This window comes from Rhodococcus sp. ARC_M5, assembly GCF_022810405.1.
Classification (GTDB): Bacteria; Actinomycetota; Actinomycetes; order Mycobacteriales; family Mycobacteriaceae; genus Rhodococcoides; species Rhodococcoides navarretei.
Map to the genome: position 1 here is coordinate 1 of NZ_JALGQE010000018.1, position 20,808 is coordinate 20,808.

General features: G+C 65.6%; 14 protein-coding genes, 1 tRNA gene and 1 pseudogene. 5 read left to right on the forward strand and 11 right to left on the reverse strand.

Annotated elements, in window-relative coordinates; genetic code table 11:
* Nucleotides 1-250: 250 nt before the first annotated feature.
* Both MTX34_RS26175 and MTX34_RS21190 read right to left on the reverse strand, forming a co-directional pair.
* A pseudogene (locus MTX34_RS26175) lies at nucleotides 251-1,247 on the reverse strand (spore photoproduct lyase family protein).
* A gap of 46 nt (nucleotides 1,248-1,293) precedes the next feature.
* Nucleotides 1,294-3,810: an EAL domain-containing protein gene (locus tag MTX34_RS21190; RefSeq protein ID WP_243610717.1), complete on the reverse strand. Its 2,517-nt coding sequence runs from the start codon at nucleotides 3,808-3,810 to the stop codon at nucleotides 1,294-1,296.
* A gap of 870 nt (nucleotides 3,811-4,680) precedes the next feature.
* Between MTX34_RS21190 and MTX34_RS21195 the strand changes: the two genes are divergently transcribed.
* From MTX34_RS21195 to MTX34_RS21210, 4 genes are read left to right on the forward strand one after another with little or no spacing between them, the layout of a single operon-like run.
* The gene (locus MTX34_RS21195; RefSeq protein ID WP_243610718.1) at nucleotides 4,681-5,778 is read left to right on the forward strand and encodes a DNA alkylation repair protein; all 1,098 of its coding nucleotides are present in this window, start codon (nucleotides 4,681-4,683) and stop codon (nucleotides 5,776-5,778) included.
* A 58-nt stretch (nucleotides 5,779-5,836) separates the two neighbouring features.
* Entirely contained in the window at nucleotides 5,837-6,928 is a 1,092-nt protein-coding gene (locus MTX34_RS21200; RefSeq protein WP_243610719.1) for a hypothetical protein, read from the forward strand.
* On the forward strand, nucleotides 6,925-7,875 hold the full coding sequence (locus MTX34_RS21205; protein ID WP_243610720.1) for an ABC transporter ATP-binding protein: 951 nt from the start codon (nucleotides 6,925-6,927) through the stop codon (nucleotides 7,873-7,875). The genes MTX34_RS21200 and MTX34_RS21205 overlap by 4 nt, the downstream gene beginning before the upstream one ends.
* Nucleotides 7,872-8,684 carry an ABC transporter permease gene (locus MTX34_RS21210; RefSeq protein WP_243596991.1) on the forward strand — a complete coding sequence of 271 codons (813 nt, stop codon included), beginning with the start codon at nucleotides 7,872-7,874 and terminating at the stop codon, nucleotides 8,682-8,684. Before MTX34_RS21205 ends, MTX34_RS21210 begins: the two co-directional genes overlap by 4 nt.
* Here MTX34_RS21210 and MTX34_RS21215 read toward each other — a convergent pair.
* The 7 genes from MTX34_RS21215 to MTX34_RS21245 all read right to left on the reverse strand — a co-directional run bounded on the left by MTX34_RS21215 (nucleotide 8,674) and on the right by MTX34_RS21245 (nucleotide 16,143).
* A complete protein-coding gene (locus MTX34_RS21215) occupies nucleotides 8,674-9,483 on the reverse strand; it encodes a triacylglycerol lipase (RefSeq protein ID WP_243610721.1) in 810 nt (269 codons plus the stop codon). The genes MTX34_RS21210 and MTX34_RS21215 overlap by 11 nt on opposite strands.
* Before the next feature lie 21 nt (nucleotides 9,484-9,504).
* The gene (locus MTX34_RS21220; RefSeq protein WP_243610722.1) at nucleotides 9,505-10,554 is read right to left on the reverse strand and encodes a zinc-binding dehydrogenase; all 1,050 of its coding nucleotides are present in this window, start codon (nucleotides 10,552-10,554) and stop codon (nucleotides 9,505-9,507) included.
* Between the two features lie 103 nt (nucleotides 10,555-10,657).
* A tRNA-Thr gene (locus MTX34_RS21225) sits at nucleotides 10,658-10,733 on the reverse strand.
* Nucleotides 10,734-10,817: 84 nt separating this feature from the next.
* Nucleotides 10,818-12,005 (reverse strand): DNA polymerase III subunit delta', encoded by a 1,188-nt coding sequence (locus MTX34_RS21230; RefSeq protein ID WP_032395240.1) that lies wholly within the window; start codon nucleotides 12,003-12,005, stop codon nucleotides 10,818-10,820.
* Nucleotides 12,006-12,106: 101 nt separating this feature from the next.
* The gene (topA, locus tag MTX34_RS21235) at nucleotides 12,107-15,094 is read right to left on the reverse strand and encodes a type I DNA topoisomerase (RefSeq protein ID WP_243610723.1); all 2,988 of its coding nucleotides are present in this window, start codon (nucleotides 15,092-15,094) and stop codon (nucleotides 12,107-12,109) included.
* A 109-nt stretch (nucleotides 15,095-15,203) separates the two neighbouring features.
* Nucleotides 15,204-15,791 (reverse strand): hypothetical protein, encoded by a 588-nt coding sequence (locus MTX34_RS21240; protein ID WP_243610724.1) that lies wholly within the window; start codon nucleotides 15,789-15,791, stop codon nucleotides 15,204-15,206.
* A 148-nt stretch (nucleotides 15,792-15,939) separates the two neighbouring features.
* Nucleotides 15,940-16,143 (reverse strand): cold-shock protein, encoded by a 204-nt coding sequence (locus tag MTX34_RS21245; protein WP_005248460.1) that lies wholly within the window; start codon nucleotides 16,141-16,143, stop codon nucleotides 15,940-15,942.
* Nucleotides 16,144-16,543: 400 nt separating this feature from the next.
* On the opposite strand from MTX34_RS21245, the gene MTX34_RS21250 reads away from it, so the two are divergent.
* Nucleotides 16,544-18,913, forward strand: a complete 2,370-nt coding sequence (locus MTX34_RS21250; RefSeq protein WP_243610725.1) for a DEAD/DEAH box helicase — start codon at nucleotides 16,544-16,546, stop codon at nucleotides 18,911-18,913.
* 8 nt (nucleotides 18,914-18,921) lie between these two features.
* On the opposite strand, the gene MTX34_RS21255 is transcribed toward MTX34_RS21250, so the two are convergent.
* Both MTX34_RS21255 and MTX34_RS21260 read right to left on the reverse strand, forming a co-directional pair.
* Nucleotides 18,922-19,716 carry a CPBP family intramembrane glutamic endopeptidase gene (locus tag MTX34_RS21255; RefSeq protein ID WP_243610726.1) on the reverse strand — a complete coding sequence of 265 codons (795 nt, stop codon included), beginning with the start codon at nucleotides 19,714-19,716 and terminating at the stop codon, nucleotides 18,922-18,924.
* A gap of 282 nt (nucleotides 19,717-19,998) precedes the next feature.
* On the reverse strand, nucleotides 19,999-20,766 hold the full coding sequence (locus MTX34_RS21260; RefSeq protein ID WP_243610727.1) for a FadR/GntR family transcriptional regulator: 768 nt from the start codon (nucleotides 20,764-20,766) through the stop codon (nucleotides 19,999-20,001).
* Nucleotides 20,767-20,808 lie beyond the last annotated feature (42 nt).

A 20,808-nucleotide genomic window follows, 5' to 3' on the forward strand; every position in this document is an offset into this window, starting at 1 on the left:
TATCAACCGACACGACCGCTGAGTCGTTGACACCTCAGCTCGAAAGCGCCTAACATACAACACAACTCGTTGATCATGAACCGGATGGTTCACCGATCCGAATTACACCACCCCATGGGGCACTATCCTCGAGATCGATTCGACGCTCTCTGATCCACTCGCCGCGAACTGTGCAGGTTCTTCGACGACGACTACGCGACAGTGCGACGTAGAACGACCTTCACCCCACGGCGGGGGAGATCGGCCTTCGTCAGGTCCAGTACAGAAGTTGCGCTTCGGGTAGAACGGAGTCGAGTTCTTTCACAAACCACGTCCGCATTTCCGACATCGTGTCCTTCGGGTATACGTACTTCACGCCGCCGAACTTGTTTCTCTTTGCTGCGCGGGCACTTTCGTCCATCTCGAGCTTCGTGCCCGGGTACCAACTCAACAGCACGTCCTTGCTCGACGGCGTGAACCGATGAGTGATGATCTCGGCGGTCAGGTCCAGATCGGGAACGCCGCGCAGCGCGTCGGCGACGTTCGAGAGCAGTCGCCCGTACTGTTCGCGCCACTCCGGAATGGGCATGATCGGAGCGATGGTCAGCCCGATTCGATATCCGGCGAGCGCCAACTGCCGTAGCGCCTCGATCCGAGCAGGCATCCTCGCGGTTCCACCCTCGAATCGATGGGCGATGTCATCGGCGTTGACCGACAGTCGCCGCCCCAACTCTGCGCACGGCCTCGGCGAGGGATCCGGTCACGTGTTCGATACCCAATGGATCTGTGTAGCAAGACAACTCGAACGTGGTTCCCTCGTGGCCCCGCTCTTCGGTGCCGGAGGTAATGGTGCCACGGCCTGCATGGGTACCGATTCCGGCCAGGACGTCGTCGAGGTTGGCGAACACCCTGGTGATGGGCGGCCCGGACAATGACCCCGCCAGATAGCAGTACTGGCAGTGCGCAGGGCATCCTTTCGCCAGGTCGATACGCCAGTCAGCGCTCGGCGGAATCGGTTGCGGTTTCAGCACACTCGGTGGTGCGACCACCACAGCCAGTGTCGTCTTGGCTCGCGCGTAGGTCTCTCGCTCGGTCTCGCCGCGTAACCCGGTCAGACGGTCGCCCGGCAGCACGTCGATGTCGGTCACACCCGCCGCTTCGCACCGGCGAACGATCTCCGCGGTGTGGGGAAGCTCGGACGCGGATCGCGTGATCAGGACGCGCGACGGCGTCCACAATCGAGTGGGGGCAGAGAGAGCATCGTCCATTACCCATGCTCAACGCCCTTCCGTCGTGAATCCTTCCCGTCCGATGCTATGAGACCCAGCTGTTCGACGGAATCTCGTCCGGTCTACCCAACAGATAACCCTGCCCTTGAACAGAACTCGGCAGGGCGTCGAGTTGGGCGAGGGTCTCGATCCCTTCGACCACGCATCCCAGATGCAGGTCTCGGGAGAGATTGATGATCGCCCGGACGATGCTGCTGCTCGTCTCGTCGCTGGTCATCGTGGCGGTGAACGATCGATCGATCTTCACTGCGCTCACCGGCAGCGTGGCCAGGTACCGCAAGCTCGCGAATCCGGTACCGAAGTCGTCGATGGCGATGCCGACACCCAAGGCACGCAGTTCGCCGAGCTGACGCAGCATCGAGGACCCGGACTCGAGCAGCACCGACTCGGTGAGCTCGAGAACGAGGTCCGCCGGAGCCATTCGGTGCCGCCCCAGAGCCGCGCCCACCACCGCGGCCATATCCATGTGTTGAGCCTGCCGGGCACTGAGGTTGACGGCCATCGTGACGGGGATGTCCGATTCCGAATCGGGCGGGTTCGCCGCACGCCACCGCACCAGAGTGCCCAGCGCGTCGTCCAGCACCCGCTCCCCGAGGTCGGAGATGAGTCCGGTGTCCTCGGCCACGGGAATGAATCGGTCCGGTGTGATTCCAGCGCCGTCGTCGTCGCGTAGTCGCGCGAGTGCCTCGAAGCTCGTGAGCGCTCTGCTGCCGAGGTCGTAGACCGGCTGATAGGCAACGGTCAGTGTCGCACCACCGCGGTGTTCGAGATCGAGGGCACCCCGCAAGGTCTGTTCGATGTAGGCACGCTCGAGGGCGTTCGCGCGCAGCGCGTCGTCGAACAATTCGATCCGGTCCTTACCGAGCTGCTTGGCTCGGTACATGGCGGAGTCCGCGTCCCGCAGCACTTCCTGCGCGCTGGCACCCTTGCGAACCAGCACCATGCCCACGCTGACCGACACCACATACTGGCTGCCCTGGTACACGATCGGAGCTGCGAGAACCGTTCGGATGCGCTCGGCTACGCGCTCTGCCAAGCCGGCACCCGCAAGCCTGTCGGAACCACGTTCGGCGGGCAGCGCATCGACGACGAGAACGAACTCGTCGCCGCCGACCCGGGCGATCGAGTCGTTGGCTCGCAGCACCGACCGCAGACGTCGAGCGACCTCGACGAGAACTGCGTCACCGGCAGCATGACCTCCGGTGTCGTTGACGCGTTTGAACCCGTCCAGATCGCAGAACAGCACGGCTGCAGCAGCGCCGGTGGTCTCACCGCGCTCGATCGCCGAGCCGATCCGGTCCAGCAGCAGCATCCGATTGGGCAGCCCGGTCAACGGATCCTGCAGAGCTGCGCGCTCGAGCGCCAGCTCTGCCTCGACGACGTCGGTCACCTCTCGCACCACCGAGAGCACCTCCGCAACCTCCCCAGACGGTTCCCGTCGAAACGGAGTTGTGCGTCGCGACAGCCACCGCAACGAACCGTCGGCAGCTCGCGCCCGATAGCGGATCGTGATGCTTTCCCCCTCGGGCAGCGACGCCGCCTGCCGGTCCGCGGCTCGGACGACGCCGATGTCCTCCGCCACCGCACCGTCCAGATGATCCTCGGGGTCGTCGAGGTCGTCGGAGCGACCGAGCCGGTGCCTCGGTGAAAGTCCGTCGACTTCCCACTCCCCGAGCTGCCCGTCCAACAGCGACCGCAGGCTTCGAGAAGCCCACGTCACCTGGCCGGTGTCCACATCGGTGATGGTCGTGATGTCCGGCGACGCGGTCAACACCGCGTCGCGAAACGCGCGCGCCTGCTCCAATGCGGCGGTGGACTCGCGCTCGGCAGTGACGTCCTCGGAGAGCACCATCGCACCGATGATCTGACCCGAGGCATCGCGCAGCGGCCTTGCTTCGACCTGAAAGATTGCGCCCGTTTGGGGGCTGACGGTATCGAAAGAAGACTCTTCACCCGCGAGGGCCGACCGATAATGAGGCTCGAGGCGGGCGTACGCCTCCGGCGAGACGGTGTCACGCAGCAGTTGGCCCTCCATCCGATGTGGGTCGTAGCCCTCCGCCACCAGGTCAGCCCCCTCGACGAGCACAAATCGCAAGTCGGGATCCACGACGAAGACCGTGGTGTGCGGCAGGTTCGCCGCCAATTGTCGGTACCGTGCCTCGCTGGCATCGTCGAACATGGAGGGCGAGCCGATCAACGGGCCGTAGAAGCGGCGCATCCCCAGGTAGATCACGCCGGCGAGAGCCGTCGACGCCGTCACCGCGACGTCGAGGCCGTCGCCCATCGTCTCCCGCATCGCGTCGAGCATCCCCACGCCGGAGTCGAGATGCGATGCATGGCTGTCGAACCCCGACAGCAGATGCACTGCATGGATGAGGTGGTGCGCAGAGCAGGTCAGAAAGATCGCCGCTGTTGCCACCGCCAGGCGGTTGTTCCGCAACTGCCCGGTCCGCAGCAGTCCGCGGACGATGAACAGCACTATCCCCAGGTACGCCGTAGCGGTGATCCCGTTGAGGATCACCACCCACACCCAGCCACTCACAGCGCGTCCTCACCGAATCGACATCGTAGACACGCACTGCGGTTCCACTCGGTACACGAGACGGGCATGACGCGACCCCCCAGGGTTGTAGCCCAGTGCGTCGCGGGGCCGACCGGGATCGGAGTAGATACTCGCCCCACCGAAAACCGGAGTCGACCAGCGTGTCCGCGCACTGATGATCTGCGAAGATTATCCCAATTCGAATCCTTCCGTCGCCATTGCAACAGTGGGACAGCAGGGTGTCGGCCTGGTGATCTCACCGTCCTGCGCAACCTGCTGTCGAGCGGCGGGCCAAGTCCGCGCTCGGCGGAATCGGTTGAGGTTCGAGCACACTCGGCGGCGCACCCACGGCCATCGTCGTCTTGGCGCGGGCGTAGGTCTCGCCTCGTAACCCGGTCAGACGGTCGCAAGCACGTCGATGTCGGTCACACCGGCCTTCTCGCACCGACGAAACGTTCGAGAACTAAGCACAAGCAAGAAATCACCGAGCTGATCCACGAAAGCAGGCCTCGTCGACGCGTCGACGAGGCCTGCTATACGGGGGTCGCTCAGGAAGCGGAACCGGACGAGAGAAGCTGCAGGATCGGGATATCGGAGATCGTGCTGCCAGTGCTGCTGCCGGTCGAGAGCAGGCTGGAAATGAAGGAAGAGATGTCCATGAAATTTCTCCGTACGCCGAGGGGGATACCACGACGCGGGGATTGAGCCCCGCGACCGAGAGTATGTATATCGGATACAAACGACCCATGTGACGGTTTTTGCCGAACCGAACCTTTCGCGACCCCGCTGCGGGCATCTGCCGAGGGTCGACGCGCCGCTATTCGGGCAATCGACCTACTCGGCGCGCAGCGCGTCGGGTAAGAAGCACTCATGCCTTTCGCCGACGAACTCATCGGCCCGGATGCAGCCCGCACGCTGTTGCGAACCATCCGGACCGCAGCACCGAGCGCAGATCTGTCCGTACTCGAAGAAGCGGTCGATCAGTTGGGACCGCTCGCGCTGCGGGCCCGCGCCGATCTACTGCGCGATGCCCTTCTCGCGGGATTACCCGGCGACTACGCGGAGTTCGCTCGCACCATCCGACGGGCCGCCGAGGATCCGGATCTGCAGGGCTGGTCGATCTGGCCGGTCACGAGCGCCGTGGCATCGAAGGCCGTGGACGAGCAGACATCCGCCGCGTTCGACGACGGAATGTCGCTGCTGGGCGAACTCACCGGTCGACTCACCTCCGAGTTCGCCATCCGCACTTTTCTGCGAGCCGATGCGGATCGGGCGCTCGAGATCGCGCTCGAATGGACGCAGTCATCGGACGAGCACGTGCGCCGTCTGGCGTCGGAAGGTACCCGCCCATACCTGCCGTGGTCGGTGCGCGTCCCTGCGATTCTTGCGCGGCCGGGCGTCACGGTGCCGATCCTGGATGAGCTCTACCGGGACGACAGTGACTACGTTCGGCGTTCTGTCGCCAACCACCTCAACGACTTCAGCCGAGACGTTCCGGATCTGGTCGTCCGATCCGCTGAGCGGTGGCTCGACGCGCCGGACGCGAACACCGACCGGCTTGTGCGACATGCGCTTCGGACGGTGATCAAGAACGGACACCGTGACGCACTTGCGCTACTCGGGTTCTATCCGGCCGACTTGGACGTGGACGGCCCCACCCTCGACGTTGCGGAGCTACGGATCGGCGACAGCGTGCACTTCGAAGCCTCGATCCGCAACGTCGGCACCGAGCCGGCCAAGGTCGCGATCGACTACATCGTTCACCACACAAAAGCCAACGGCGGGATGACAGGCAAGACGTTCAAGCTGACGACGAGAACGATCGCGCCCGGTGAGACCATCGACGTTGCGCGGCAACACTCGTTTCGGACGTTGACCACGCGGAAGTACTACCCCGGCCCGCACTCGATCGAACTCCAGATCAACGGTGTGAGTTACGGTTTCGTGGAGTTCGTGCTCGTCGGCTAGCCGCGGGCTTTGTACCGCCCACATGCAGCACAACGGGTACGTCCGTACGGTCGAAGAGGTGCACAAGAAGTGGCGGTGGCTGGCGGTGATGCTCGGCGTCGCCGTGCTCGTCGCCACGCCCTCGGTGGTCGAGCGCCTGCCCGTCGGCGCGTCGGACATCGGTGCGGCCGAACTGCTCTCTCGCGTCCAGTCCTCCACCGCGACCCCGTATTCGGGTTACGCCCAAGCGGTCGGTGGCGTCACACTGCCGGTCACCGACGGACTCGGCGGCCTACCGGATCTGCTGGGCGACACCACGACCCTGCGCGCCTGGTATCGAAGCCCGGACAGCTGGCGCATCGACACCGTGCGCCTCGCCGGAGAGCGCGGTCTGTACCGGAGCCCGGCGCGACTGTGGAGTTGGGACTACGAACAGAACACGGCCGTGGTGACCCCGGTCCCCGAGCCGAGTCTGCGCCTGCCTCGCCAAGCCGACCTGCTGCCCCCGGAGCTCGGGCAGCGGTTGCTCAGCGAGGCGACCGCCGATGAGGTCACCCGGCTGCCGACTCGTCGGATTGCCGGCCTGGACGCCCCCGGTCTCCGGCTGATCCCCGGCGAGCCGCAGAGCACCATCACCGAGGTCGACGTGTGGGCCGACCCGGAGACTGGGCTGCCGCTGCAGGTCGACGTGCTGGGCGACGGGGCCGCTCGCCCAATCGTCAGCACCGCGTTCCTCGACTTCTCCTCCGCCACCCCCGACGCCGCTACCGTCCGTTTCGTCCCGCCGCCGGGTACCGATGTGCAGCAGCAGGACGGTCTCGACGTCGCCTCGTTCGCCGACCGGATCGACTCCGCCCGTCTTCCGTCGACTCTGTCCGGACTCGGTCTGAGGGACCGCGGCGGCCAGGCTGCGGTGGGAATATACGGCCGCGGTGTGACGGAGTTGATCGCCGCTCCGCTGCCGCGCCGCGCCGCGCGCGGGCTCGTCGAGCAACTGCGGGCTGCCCCGGGCGCAATCGTCGCCGGCGGCAGCGTCGCACTGTCGATCGGCCCGCTCAACGTCCTGATCACCGAGCCCACCGCCGACCGGCGTCGCTACCTGCTCTCCGGCACCGTCACCGCGGAAACCCTGGCCACCGCCGCCCAGCAGCTCGAAGGAGCAGCCACATGATCCGCACGACCGGTCTGACCAAGAGCTACGGATCGGTGCGGGCCGTCGACGGCGTCGACCTGGACGTGCGTGCCGGCGACATCTACGGCTTCGTCGGCGCCAACGGCTCCGGCAAGACGACGACCGTGCGCATGCTGCTCGGGCTGGTCCTGGCCACCTCCGGGCAGATGCAGGTACTCGGCGAGGAGATGCCGCGGCGACGCAGGAGCGTACTGCCCCGGGTCGGCGCGCTGATCGAAAACCCCGCCGCCTACCCCAACCTCTCCGGACGCCGGAACCTCACCCTGCTCGACGCGGCCGGGCCGGGTGGTTCCCGTCGCAGCCGGACCGCCCGCGTCGGCGAGGCCCTCGAACAGGTGGGGCTCGGCGGGGTGGGACGCAGACCGGTCAAGCAGTACTCGCTCGGCATGCGACAGCGCCTCGGCTTGGCGGCGGCACTGATGCGCACGCCCGAGCTACTGATCCTCGACGAGCCGACCAACGGTCTCGATCCACAGGGAATTCTGGAGATTCGAGAGTTGCTCCTGGGCCTGCATGCAAAGGGCACCACGGTGTTCCTCTCCAGCCACCTGCTGGCCGAGGTGGAGCAACTGTGCGACCGAGTGGGAGTGCTCGATCGGGGTCGCCTCGTTCTGCAGGATCAGCTCTCCGCGTTCCAGCAGCCCACCGGGCGGGTGCTCGTGCGCACCCCCGACCCGGCCGACGCGGTGACGGTGCTCTCCGGAGTCCAGAACGCCACCGTGATGCACCGTGAAGGGCAGCAGCTCGTGATCGAACACCCGGATGCTGCCCTGCTCAATCGACTACTCGTCGAAGGCGGGGTGCGGGTGAGTGAGCTGACGACGCAGCAGATGAGTCTGGAGCAGTCCGTGCTGGCCGCCACCGGCACCAGCGCCGACCGAGTCGACGGTCCCGTCCGCTCCACCCGGACGGAGGTGACCGCATGATCGGCGTCGAGCTGCGCGCGATGCTGAGCCGCCCCCGCACGTGGGTCGTCATACTCCTGCTCAATCTGCTGCCCACCATCGTCGCGGGCCTGCTGGCCCTCACCGATGTCGGTCCGCGGCCCGGCGAAGGCCCAGCCTTCCTCTCTGCGGTACTCACCAACGGCCAGCTCTTCCCGCTCGCCGCGCTCGCGATCGTGCTGCCACTCTTTCTGCCCGTAGCGGTGTCGGTCATCGCGGGCGACGCCGTCGCCGGGGAGGCCCAGGCCGGCACCCTGCGCTACCTGCTCGCCCGCCCGGTGGGACGGACGAAGCTGCTGGTGGCGAAGCTGATCTCGGTGGCCGCCTTCGTGCTGCTGGCCGTGGTCATCGTTGCCGCTGTCGCATACTTCGTCGGCACGACGCTGTTCGACACCACGACGTTGGCAGGCGTCTCCAGCGTGTCCGGCACGGTGCTGACCGATCAGCAGGTCGCCGCGCGCACCGTCATCGCCGTGCTCTACGTGACGCTGTCCATGCTCGGAGTCGCCGCCATGGGCCTGTTTCTGTCGACCTTGACCGACTCTCCGCTCGCCGCGACGCTGGGCGCATTGGCGTTCCTCATCGCCAGCTCGCTGCTGCTGACGCTGGACGCCGCCGACGCCATCGCGCCGTATCTTCCGACGCGGTACTGGCTGGCCTTCGTCGATCTCTTCCGCGACCCGGTGCCGACGCGGGACCTGATGCGCGGCGTCGGTCTACAGGGCGTCTACGTCGTGGTCCTCCTGGGAGCGGCGTGGGCGAACTTCACGACCAAGGACATCACGAGCTGAGACGGCTGCAGTCGGCTGTGCCGAGCTCGACGGTGGAGTCGCCGTCCAACTGGGCCGAGACCATCGCGCCGACGAGAGGATCGCGGGGCAGATTTCCGTGGTCGACGGTGGAGTCCGCACACACGCTCTGAACGGGGATGTCGATCGCGCCGTCGAGTCGAGCCGAGTTCGGCGGGGTCACCACCTGATCCAGTTCGGTCCAGATCGACACCCACTGCGGGCCCTCGGGCGTCTCGTCGCCGGAGTTCAGGGCGGTGAGTACGGGGCTGTCCGGGGCGAGTTGTTGGCAAGCGGCCGCGCACTGGTCGGGCACGAACTGGGCCGCCAGAGCCGCCACCTGGGTGCCGTGGTGCGGGGAGCCGAGGGTCACGATGCGTCGGGCCTGCTCGGAACCGCCCAGATCGGCAGCCCAGATCCGGGCGACCACCCCGCCGGCGGAATAGCCGACGACGTCGACCGAGGTCGCTCCCGTCCGAGTCAGAGCCGCGTCGACGGCGTCGCGCAGGGTGCCCGCCTGCACGGTCAGGTCGCCGACGCCGCCGTCGGGCAGGGCTACGACGGTCGCATCGCGGCCGTCATCCCGTAGGTCCGCCGCGAGCACGTCCAGCGACTCGGTGGAACCGCCGAACCCGGGGACCAGCAACACCGGGCCGGGAACGGACTGGTCGACGCTCGCGACGGGGTCGCTCGTGGGGCGCATGACGACGAAAGCAGCCACTGCCGCGACGATTCCGACCAGGAGGAGAGCGAGTACAGCGAACACGAGACGACGGCGAGCCGGGGCGAGGGAGGCGAACACTCCATCCAGTGTGCCTGGAGATCACGCCTGATCGAGAACCACGGGAGGAACGAGCACGAACTTTCCGACGTGGTCCTTCTCCAGGAAGCGTTGCTGCGCCGCCGCGATCTGCTCGAGCGGAAACGACTCGGCCAGCAACGGACGAATCTCACCGGCTTCGATGTAGGACACGAGGTTCGGAAACACGTCCTCGTCCCACGCTGTGCAGCCGAGGAGTGTCAGATCGTTCAGGTACATCGTCCGTAGATCCAAGGCGACGAGGGGTCCTGCGATCGCACCCGAGGACACGTACGTTCCCCCACGAACGAGAAGGTCGAGCAGAGGACCGAAACCGTCGCCCGCGACATTGTCGATCACCACATCGACGCTGCGCGTGCCGAGGGTGCCCACCAGATCTGCGTCGCGCCCGTAGACCTCGTCGACGCCGAGTTCGCGGAGTTGGTCGTGCTTGGCGCGGCTCGCGACGCCGATCACGCGCGCGCCGCGTCGGGCGGCGAGTTGCACTGCAGCAGAACCGACTCCGCCCGAGGCACCGGTGATAAGCACCGTAGACCCTGGGCGCACTCCCGCGCGAGCGATCATGTTCTCCGCCGTGCCGTAGGCACACGGAATGGTCGCCAGCTCGGCGTCGGTCCAATCACAATCGACCACGAAGACCTCGCTCGCCGGAACGACGACGAACTGGGCGAACGCGCCGTCCATATCCGAACCCAGCCAGCGCGTCTCGCCCGACGAGAATCCGTCGACACGCATGCACGATCGAACCAGGACCCGGCGACCGACGATGGATTCCTCGGTCCCGGCACCCGCGCACACGACCCCGCAGCAGTCTGTGCCCTGAATCAGCGGAAAGGGCGTCGCATCGTTCCACCCGCCGTCGGAGTACCAGCCCACGCGCGTGTTGATTTCGGTGTTGTTCATCCCTGCCGCCAGAACTCGCACGAGCACCTCACCCGGACCCGGCACTGGCGTGGGCACCTCGGACACGACGAGTGTGTCGTAGCCCCCGTTGCCGATGGTGACGATGGCTGTCATCAGGTCACGAGCGCTGTGCACCTCGTCAGTTCGCATGAACCGATCTTGCAGGATCGACGGGGCGAACAGGTCGATTCGGCGCTGGCTCGCGCTACCGAAAAGGCCCCTGACACACTGTTGCATGTCAGGGGCCTGCTGGTGGAGCCGCCTAAGAGAATCGAACTCTTGACCTTTTCATTACGAGTGAAATGCTCTACCGACTGAGCTAAGGCGGCGTGCCTTTCGGCGTTGGTGAGTCTAACGGAGGAGCCCGTCGAAACTAAAATCGCCCTCCCCCGAGCCTCGATGCAGGCCTGCTCCTAGCGCAGGACATCCCCGAGCGTCGCCACCATCGCATAGATCGCAAACTTCGGCTTTGCGTTGACCGCCAACGACTCTCGGCATTCGAGGATCGCCTCGATACTCTTCAGCAGCGCCTCGGGCGGCACCGCTTTTGCCATGCGCTCGACTTGCTCGGCCATGTCGGGGTGAGTGGCGGTCGCGGTTGATCCGTACGAGCGCGCAAGGGCATCTCGATACAGGCCCACCAGATCCATCAGCGCGCGATCGAGTGAATCGCGACCGGTTCTGGTGGCGCGCGACTTCTGCCGCTTCTCGAGATCCTTGAGCACCCCGGCGGAGCCGCGCAGCGCGCCCGCCGCACCCTTGCCGGTACCGCCTGCGCCCAGAGCCGTCCGCAGTTCCTCGGTTTCGGCCTCGTCGCGGGAGGCACTCATCTCCTTGGCCTCGTCTTCGGCGGCCTTCACCAGCTCCTCCGCCGCGAGGTACGCCTGGTTGGGGCGGGCCGCAGCCGACGCCAGCGCCAGTGCCCGTTTACGCCGCGCCCGCGCGTCCTCGTCGGTGGCGAGTCGACGCGCCCTGCCCACGTGGCCACCGCTGATCGACGCGGCCCACTCGGCCGTTTCGGCGTCGAGCTTGTCGCGGGTCTGCAGCACCTGCGCGATCGCCGGCACCGTGGGCGTCACCAGCGAGACGTGACGGCATCGCGAGCGCAGCGTCACCGAGATGTCCTGCGGATCGACCGACGGCGCGCACAACAGGAATACCGTCCGCGCGGGCGGCTCCTCGACGACCTTGAGCAGTACGTTTCCGGCACCTTCGGTGAGCCGGTCGGCGTCCTCGACCACGACCACCTGCCACAACCCGGTGCTGGGTCGACGCGAGGCGATGGAGACGATGTCGCGCATCTCCTTGGTGCTGATGCTCAATCCCTCGGGCACGACGCGCCGCACATCCCCGTGGGTACCGGCCATGGTCGTCGAGCAGGCCTGGCAGTGCCCGCACCCCGGAACGCCCTCGGTGGTGCACTGCAGTGCTGCCGCGAAACACAGGGCGGCGATGGAACGACCGGACCCGGGCGGGCCGGTGAACAGCCACGAATGCGTCATCGCCGACGAGTCGACGCCGGTGCGAGCAGCCACCGCTGCGGCCGTCAGATCGGCCTCGACATCCTCTTGACCGACCAATCGATCGAACACACCCGCCATGCACGCAACCCTAGTGGTTGGGGCCGACAACCCGAACCCGCGAACTCGAAGTTACGGACGCGTTCGGCACGACAAACGTCCACAACTTCGAGCTCGACCGGCTATTCGCTGTCGGTCTTCTTCGCCGGGCCCTTCTTGGCCGGAGCCTTCTTCGCAGCAGTGGTCTTGGTAGCGGTCTTCTTGGCCGCGGCTTTCTTGGCCGGAGCCTTCTTCGCTGCGGCCTTCTTCGCCGGAGCCTTCTTCGCAGCAGGCTTCTTGGCCGGAGCCTTCTTCTTCACCGGTCCACGAGCACGCCTGTCCGCCAACAACTCCGACGCACGATCGTCGGTGATCGACTCGACCTCATCGTCCTTGCGCAGACTCGCGTTGGTCTCACCGTCGGTGACGTACGGCCCGAAGCGACCGTCCTTGATCACCATCGGCTTCTCACTGACCGGGTCGACGCCCAGCTCACGCAGCGGCGGCTTGGCCTCACCCTGACGACCCCGACGCTTGGGCTCGGCGTAGATCTTGAGCGCCTCTTCCAGCGTGACGGTGAACATCTGATCCTCGTCGGCGAGCGAGCGAGAATCGGTGCCCTTCTTCAGGTACGGGCCGTAGCGACCGTTCTGCGCGAGAATCTCTTCCTTGGACTCCGGATCGACTCCGACGACGCGCGGCAGCGAGAGCAGCTTGAGCGCATCCTCTAGCGTGATGGTCGCCAGGTCCATGGACTTGAGCAGAGAACCGGTGCGCGGCTTGGGGCCGGTCGCCTTCTTGGCCGGAGCCTTCTTGGCCGCGGCCTTCTTCACCGCAGTCTTGACGCCACCGCCGCCGTCACCGTCGTTACCGTCGTTACCGGACGGCACCGGGACGATGTCGGGCTCGGGAGGTGTGGGTTCGGGTTCCGGCTCGGGCAGGATCTCGGTGACGTACGGCCCGAAACGGCCTTCCTTGGCCACGATGTCGTGACCGGTCAACGGGTCGACACCGAGCTTGCGTCCCTCTTGCGGTGTGGCGAAGAGCTTTTCGGCGAAGTCGATCGTCAACTCGTCCGGCGGGAGATCGTCGGGCAGGTTGGCACGCTGGCTGATCGGATCGCCGTCGGGATCGTCGTCGTTCTTCACCATGCGCTCGAGGTACGGACCGTAACGGCCTACGCGCACATGGATTTCGCGACCCTCGGAGTCGTCGAACAAGCGGATGGAGTTGATGGTGCGCGCATCGATCTCTTCGAGATTCTGGCCGACCATCTTCTTCAGGCCACCGGAGCGGGCCACCGAACCTTCGGCACCGGTCTCGCCGCCGAAGTAGAAGCTCTGCAACCAATTGCCGCGTCGCTCACGGCCTCCCGCGATGGCGTCGAGGTCGTCCTCCATGCCTGCGGTGAAGTCGAAGTCCACCAGACGCCCGAAGTGCGCCTCCAACAACGCAACCACCGAGAACGCCACCCACGACGGCACCAGTGCGCTGCCGCGCTTGTAGACGTACCCGCGGTCGAGGATGGTCTTGATGATCGACGAATACGTCGACGGCCGACCGATTCCCAGTTCCTCGAGCGTCTTGATGAGCGACGCCTCGGTGAATCGTGCGGGCGGGTTGGTGGTGTGACCGTCGGGATCGAGCTGAGTTGCGGTGACGGCCTGGCCCTGAACCAGTGCGGGCAAACGAGATTCGGCGTCGTCGGACTGTCCGCCGGCCTGATCGTCGACGCTTTCCACGTACGCCTTGAGGAAGCCGGCGAACGTGATGGTGCGACCCGACGCGGAGAAGGTGCACTCCTCACCGGTTCCTGCCGTTCCGGTGATGCGCAGTGTCAGCGTGGTGCCGCGAACGTCGGCCATCTGCGACGCGACCGTGCGCTGCCAGATCAGCTCGTAGAGCCGGAATTCGTCGGTCTGCAGAGCCGAGTGCAACTGACCGGGCGTCTGGAAGACGTCACCGGACGGGCGGATCGCCTCGTGGGCCTCCTGCGCGTTCTTGACCTTGCGGGTGTACTGACGCGGCGACGGATGGACGTACTCCGGTCCGTAGAGCTCGGTCGCCTGGGTGCGTGCCGCCGAGATCGCCGACGCGGACAGCGTCGTCGAGTCGGTACGCATGTACGTGATGTAGCCGTTCTCGTACAGTCGCTGCGCAACACGCATGGTGCGCTCGGAGCTGAAGCGCAACTTGCGGGCGGCTTCCTGCTGCAGCGTCGACGTCATGAACGGCGGGTACGGCTTACGCGTGTAGGGCTTGTCCTCGGCGGACGCGACCGTCAGATCGACGCCTTCGAGAGCCTCGGCGAGGCGTCGAGCACGGGGTTCGTCGAGGACGGTCACCGCGTCGGACTTGAGCTTGCCGTCGGCCCCGAAGTCGCGGCCGGCGGCGACGCGATTGCCGTCGACATTGACCAGACGGGCACCGAAACTGCGCGGCGTGGCGTCGGCTCCGGCGTCGAGCGTGGCGGAGATGTCCCAGTACTCGGCACTCCGGAACGCCATCCGCTCGCGTTCACGCTGGACGACGATGCGCGTGGCGACCGACTGCACTCGGCCTGCCGAGAGCTTCGGCATGACCTTCTTCCACAGCACCGGGCTGACCTCGTAGCCGTAGAGACGGTCGAGGATACGACGGGTCTCCTGGGCATCGACGAGGTCTTGGTCCAGGTCGCGGGTGTCGGCCGCAGCAGCGAGGATGGCCGGCTTGGTGATCTCGTGGAACACCATGCGTCGAACAGGGATCTTGGGGTTCAGGGTCTCGAGGAGATGCCAGGCGATGGCCTCACCCTCGCGGTCGGGGTCAGTGGCGAGAAAGAGCTCGTCGGCGTCCTTGAGCAGGCTCTTGAGCTCTGCGACCTTGCTCTTCTTCTCGGGCGAGACGACGTAGAGGGCCTCGAAATCGTGGTCGACGTCCACGCCGAGACGCGCCCAGGGCTCACCCTTGTACTTGGCGGGGACGTCCGCGGCACCGCGGGGAAGGTCGCGAATATGGCCGACGGAGGCCTCGACGACGTAGTTGCTCCCGAGGTACGGGGCGATCTTCTTTGCCTTGGTCGGAGACTCGACGATGACCAGACGACGTGGCTCGGCGGAGCTGTCCCCCGTGCCGTTGTTACGTGCTGCCACCTTGCTGCCGAACCTTCCCTAGTGCGTTTTCACAGGCAGATTTGCCTGTCCCACTACTAACAGACTGACATACGTCGGCCAAATACTCGCAGATCAGTCATAGATCGTCCTACTCGGCGTGGGGCCAATTGGTACGCGCGTCCACGTTCTGTGGAGCCTCCCCGACGTTCTCGGTGAGGCGCAACAGCCGCCGTCGACCGGTGATTCGCAGGCCCGGATTGGAGCCGCGAGTGCCGATGAGCGTCGGAGCAATGCCCGCGCGCATCAACGACTGAGCGAGGACGGAGTGAGTCTCCGGCGCGTGCGGATCGAGGCCCAACACGTAGCGTTCGCCCTCCGCCTCGGGGCGACCCGACGCGAGCACCCAGGCGCGCAGTTCGCGCGAACCCGGTACCCACCCGGGCGGGACGGCCTTGACCGCGCCCTTGGTCCACAGAGACGCCAATGCGGACAGTTCGGGCACCGACGCCGTACGCACCAGTGGCCTGTCCTCTTCCGATCGACCGAGCTCCGGCGTCAGACCGCATTGCTCGATGAGTTCGGCGATGGCATCCGCGCGCCATTGTGCGTCGACCACGACGGAAATTCGGGCCGATCCCGCGGAGGTGACGACATGGCCGGTGGCAGCCAGCAGCCCACTGAGATCGGTCACCGCGGGCGGCAACGACTCGGCGGAGAAGAACGACAGCTGGTTCACAGCATGGACATTAGGACATCGACGCCCGCGCTCACGGCTTTCGGCACACCCCGGTGGTTCGCGGAAACGAAACATCCCCCTTTCCCATCGGTCCTGTAAGACCGAGGGGAAAGGGGGATGACGGTTCTCGACTCCGAAAAGAAGAGAATCAGACTGCGCGAACGCCCGTTGCCTGAGGACCCTTGGTGCCCTGACCGACCTCGAACTCGACGCGCTGGTTCTCCTCGAGGGTGCGGAAGCCGCTGCCCTGAATCTCGGAGTAATGGACGAAGACGTCAGCGGAGCCGTCTTCTGGTGCGATGAATCCAAAGCCCTTTTCGGCGTTGAACCACTTCACAGTTCCCTGAGCCATGCTTTTCCTTCTCTTTCTAACACCGGATTCGATGGAGCGCACTTTCGGTCCATCGGGCCGGTTCCGACCGCTGCACTTTCTACGAATCCCCCTCAGGATTCCCCCTGACGGACGAGCTCTTCCAGTACCGCGCCCGCAACGATAGATCCTGCGAGCGTAGAACGAACACAGAAGCTGCGACCGGGACAAGTGAACCATGAGTTCAGCGTTCGCAACAGTCGAAAGTCGACCCTTTTCGAACAATTTGTCCGTGTTGTCGAAACGGACAACGTCCGACGGGCGAACAGCCGCTGCCACCAGGGCACGAACGAACCAAGCAGGGTCCGCGCTAGCATAAGGATCCCAGGTCGCGAAGAGCCCGACGGCACTTGTAGATCGAACGAATGCATGGAGACCGGCAGTGAGCGAGACACATCCGCACGGCAGTGCGGATGTCGGGAGTTACGGGCAGCGGTTGCTCGATCGAGTGTTGGCTGGATCGCCCGCGAGCGAAAGCCCGTTGACCCACGTCGCCGAACTGCCGGCACGGGCCTCGCAGTTCGCCTCCTGGCCGTCGTGGGTGGGCCCGGAAGTGGTGCAGGTGATCACCTCTCGTGGGATCTCACAACCGTGGACGCATCAGGCACAGGCGGCAACACTCGCGGCCGAAGGCAATCATGTGGTGCTCTCGACGAGCACCGCTTCGGGTAAATCGCTGGCGTATCAACTGCCGATTCTGACGACACTGTCCACCGATGCCCGGGCAACCGCACTGTATCTGGCCCCCACCAAGGCCCTCGGTGCCGATCAGCTACGCACCACGATCTCGATCACCGACGAGTTACGTTCGGTGTCAGACGAACTCGCCGAGGTGTTCCCCAGCGCGTACGACGGCGACACCCCGATCGAAATACGTCAGTGGGCCCGCGCCAATGCGCGGTGGATCTTCACCAATCCCGACATGCTGCATCTCGGCATCCTCGGCTCGCACGAGCGGTGGTCGCGCTTCCTCCGCAATCTCCGATACGTCGTGGTGGACGAATGCCATTACTACCGTGGCGTTTTCGGATCCAACGTGGCCTTGGTGCTGCGTCGGTTGCGACGTCTGTGCGCACGGTACGGAGCATCCCCGGTGTTCGTGCTCGCCAGTGCGACGACGTCCGAACCGGGGCGAGCAGCCAGTCGCCTCATCGGAGCGCCCTGCGAGGAGATCACCGAGGACGGGTCCCCGCACGGGGCGCGCACCGTCGCCCTGTGGGAACCACCGCTGCTCAAGGAGATCACCGGCGAAAACGGCGCTCCGGTAAGGAAGTCCGCCGGTGCGGAAGCGTCGCGCATCATGGCCGACCTACTGGTGGAGGGTGCCCGAACTCTGGCATTCGTGCGGTCCAGGCGCGGCGCGGAGGTGACCGCGCTGGGAACCCAGAGAATTCTCGCCGACGTCGATCCGCAATTGGTACGACGCGTCGCCGCCTATCGCGCAGGGTATTTGGCCGAGGACCGACGCAAGCTCGAATCCGATCTGTCCGACGGCACCCTACTCGGCGTCGCCACCACCAATGCGCTCGAACTGGGTGTCGACATCGCCGGTTTGGACGCCGTGATCGTGGCGGGTTTCCCCGGTACCGTCGCGTCGTTCTGGCAGCAGGGCGGCCGGGCCGGACGACGCGGGGAGGGCTCCCTGCTGGTGCTCGTGGCGCGCGACGATCCGCTCGATACGTATCTGGTGCATCACCCGGCGGCACTGTTGGACAAGGCCGTCGAGGCCACCGTCACCGACCCCACCAACCCGTACATCCTGGCTCCGCAATTGCTCTGCGCTGCAGTCGAACTGCCGATCACGCTGGCCGAGGCCGAGGGTTTGAGCGCGGGATCGGTACTCGAAGAGCTCGAGCTGAAGGGCTACGTGCGCAAGCGTCCGCACGGCTGGTTCATCACGCCCGAGGGCCAGCAACTCTCACCGCACGGTGCGGTGAACATTCGCGGCGGCACCGGTGTGCAGGTGGCCATCGTCGACGGCGAGTCGGGCCGCATGCTGGGCACCGTCGACGGGGGTCGAGCTCCTGCCACCGCCCACCCGGGTGCCGTCCACATCCACCAGGGTGAGTCGTTCGTCGTCGACGAACTCGATCTCGATGCCGGTCTCGCGCTGGTCCACGCGGAGCAGCCCGAGTGGAACACCTCGGCCCGCGAGGTCACCGACATCTCGATCACCGCGGTGCACGAATCCATCGACTACGGCGAGGTACGCGTCGCGCTGGTGCAGGTGAACGTCACCCATCAGGTCGTCGGATATCTGCGACGCCTCCTCTCCGGCGAGGTACTCGATTCGATCGAACTCGACATGCCTGCACAGACCCTCGACACCCGAGCCGTCATGTACACGATCACACCGGAGTTGTTGGAGCACAGCGGTGTTCCGTACGAACGGTTCCCCGGATCGCTGCACGCGGCAGAACACGCTGCCATCGGATTGCTCCCTCTGGTGGCGACCTGCGATCGCTGGGACATCGGCGGAGTCTCGACGGCCTTGCATCCCGATACGGGCCTGCCCACGGTCTTCGTCTACGACGGATACGACGGCGGAGCGGGATTCGCCGATCGCGGTCACGTGGCCATCGCCGATTGGCTCACGGCCACGAAAGACGCCATCGTCTCGTGCGAATGCCAGACCGGCTGCCCGTCCTGTGTGCAATCACCCAAGTGCGGAAACGGCAACGATCCACTGGACAAAGACGGTGCTGTTCGAGTGTTGACTGCGGTACTGGCGGCCATCACTCGCGAGGGGTGAGCCAGGATTCATTGCACAACCGCGCGTTCACGTTTGACGATGACCACAGCAGCCGCGGCTGTCGCAATGACGACGAGCAGAATGACGGGCAGGCTCAGATCGTGCAGCACCCCGTCGCCGAAGTCTCCATCGAGGAACACCGAGAAGTCCCACAGTCCGTGGAAGAACATCGCGACGACGATCAGCCCGAACCCGCGCCGGAACAGGTAGAGAACGAAGCCACTGAACGTCGCCAGCACAACCTGGAAGATGCCGGACGGTCCCTGTCCCATGAAGATGTTCGGAATGTGGAACAGACCGAATGCGACCGCTGTCCACAACGCGCACCAGGCCTCCGGCCGCCCGCCGCTTCGCATGCTGCGCAGAAAGATTCCACGGAACAGCACCTCCTCGGCGAATCCGACGAGCACCGCCGTCAGCGCCACGGCCACGATCAGGTCTGCGCCGACCACCGCCCAGTCGACGGCGATCAGCCGCGGGACGATGGCAAGACCGAACAGAATCGGCGGCACCCAGAGAACTACCGACATGGGCAGCCGCACCGAGTCCCGCCAGATCGAGTCCCATCGCGCCCAGAAGAGAAACGCGACGAGAAGCACCGATCCCACCGCCAATGGAATGACCGCGGTTCGGTAGACATTGTCGGTGGTGGCGAACCAGTCGCCGTAGTCGATACCCGAGGCGAATTGCATGCCCGCAACGACGATGATGTAGGCAATCACGACGGCGATTCCGACGAGCGGAGTCGGCGCGATGCGGTGCACACGGACCCCCTGCGTCGATTTTCCATGCACAGCGTTCATGGCGTTCTCGCACCTTTCGAGAAAACTGTCGGGTCAGGCAGCCACGACGACGCGGACGCCTCTTGTGTCCACGATGACGCGGGCCGGTCCGCTGCCACTAGTTACTTTGGTCCTCATTTCGAATTCGTCGGTAGACCCTGTGGCCGATCGCACCTCCGGGCGAATGCACGGCTCGGCACGACAACCGTCGTGGCGCAGCTCGAACCGGTGGACACCGATCCCGAAACAGCCTGTGCGCGTGCAACCCGATGCGTATCCAGGGACGGTGTCACCGCCGATGGGTCACGACGGGTCCGTCTTGTTGCGAATGGACAGTGCCGCAGCGGACGATCGGATGTGTTCTTCGGCCGACTTCATTGCGAGCTCCGCATCACCGGCTTCGACGGCGGCCAGAATTTGCCGATGTTCGGCATTCAGCGTGTCTGCCAACGAGTCCCAATCCTCGATCTCCAACAACGCAGCGAGGATGGGCGCACGCATCGATTCTCGGATTGCCGCGGTGAGCGACGCAACGAAGTCATTACCCGAGGCCTCGGCCAACGCGATGTGAAAGTTCGTGTCGGCGTCGTTGAAGACCTCTCGGGTGACACCCCGCGCTGCCATGATGTCCACCGCGTTCCTGGCCTGCTCGAGCTTGTCCTGATCAGGCGCGACAGCAGCAAGGTGAACACTTGCCCGCTCGAGAGCCACTCGGGTGCTGATCAAGTCGTCGATCCTGAAGTTGGCGAGCGCTACGTGCAGGCGAAGGAGACGAGTGAGCGCCGGCCGCGGCAGAGCCGCAACGAAGGTGCCGGCCCCTGGCCCCGATCCCGGTGACGAGCGCAGAATTCCGCTGCTCTCGAGGACGCGTACCGCTTCCCGGACCCCGGCCCGGCTGACGTCGAGCTGAGCTGCGAATTCCCGCTCGGGCGGCAGCGGATCCCCGACCCGGAGATCACCTGCCATGATCCGCTCCTCGATCGCGTCGATGACCAGCTCGTGCGCGCGGGCACGCCGCACCGGCTTCCACGAAAGCGGTTCGTTCTGCGCCCGTCCAGCGTCGTCAGCCATACCGGTCATCCAACCAGAACAACAAATGTGCCCCGAGCCTCT

Excerpts from the sequence above, each read along its gene's own strand:
- MTX34_RS21220 (WP_243610722.1), bottom strand. The coding sequence starts at position 10,554 with ATGCGAACTGACGAGGTGCACAGCGCTCGTGACCTGATGACAGCCATC.
- MTX34_RS21245 (WP_005248460.1), bottom strand. The coding sequence starts at position 16,143 with ATGGCTCAGGGAACTGTGAAGTGGTTCAACGCCGAAAAGGGCTTTGGA.
- MTX34_RS21230 (WP_032395240.1), bottom strand. The coding sequence starts at position 12,005 with ATGGCGGGTGTGTTCGATCGATTGGTCGGTCAAGAGGATGTCGAGGCC.
- MTX34_RS21255 (WP_243610726.1), bottom strand. The coding sequence starts at position 19,716 with ATGAACGCTGTGCATGGAAAATCGACGCAGGGGGTCCGTGTGCACCGC.
- MTX34_RS21260 (WP_243610727.1), bottom strand. The coding sequence starts at position 20,766 with ATGGCTGACGACGCTGGACGGGCGCAGAACGAACCGCTTTCGTGGAAG.
- MTX34_RS21210 (WP_243596991.1), top strand. The coding sequence starts at position 7,872 with ATGATCGGCGTCGAGCTGCGCGCGATGCTGAGCCGCCCCCGCACGTGG.
- MTX34_RS21205 (WP_243610720.1), top strand. The coding sequence starts at position 6,925 with ATGATCCGCACGACCGGTCTGACCAAGAGCTACGGATCGGTGCGGGCC.
- MTX34_RS21195 (WP_243610718.1), top strand. The coding sequence starts at position 4,681 with ATGCCTTTCGCCGACGAACTCATCGGCCCGGATGCAGCCCGCACGCTG.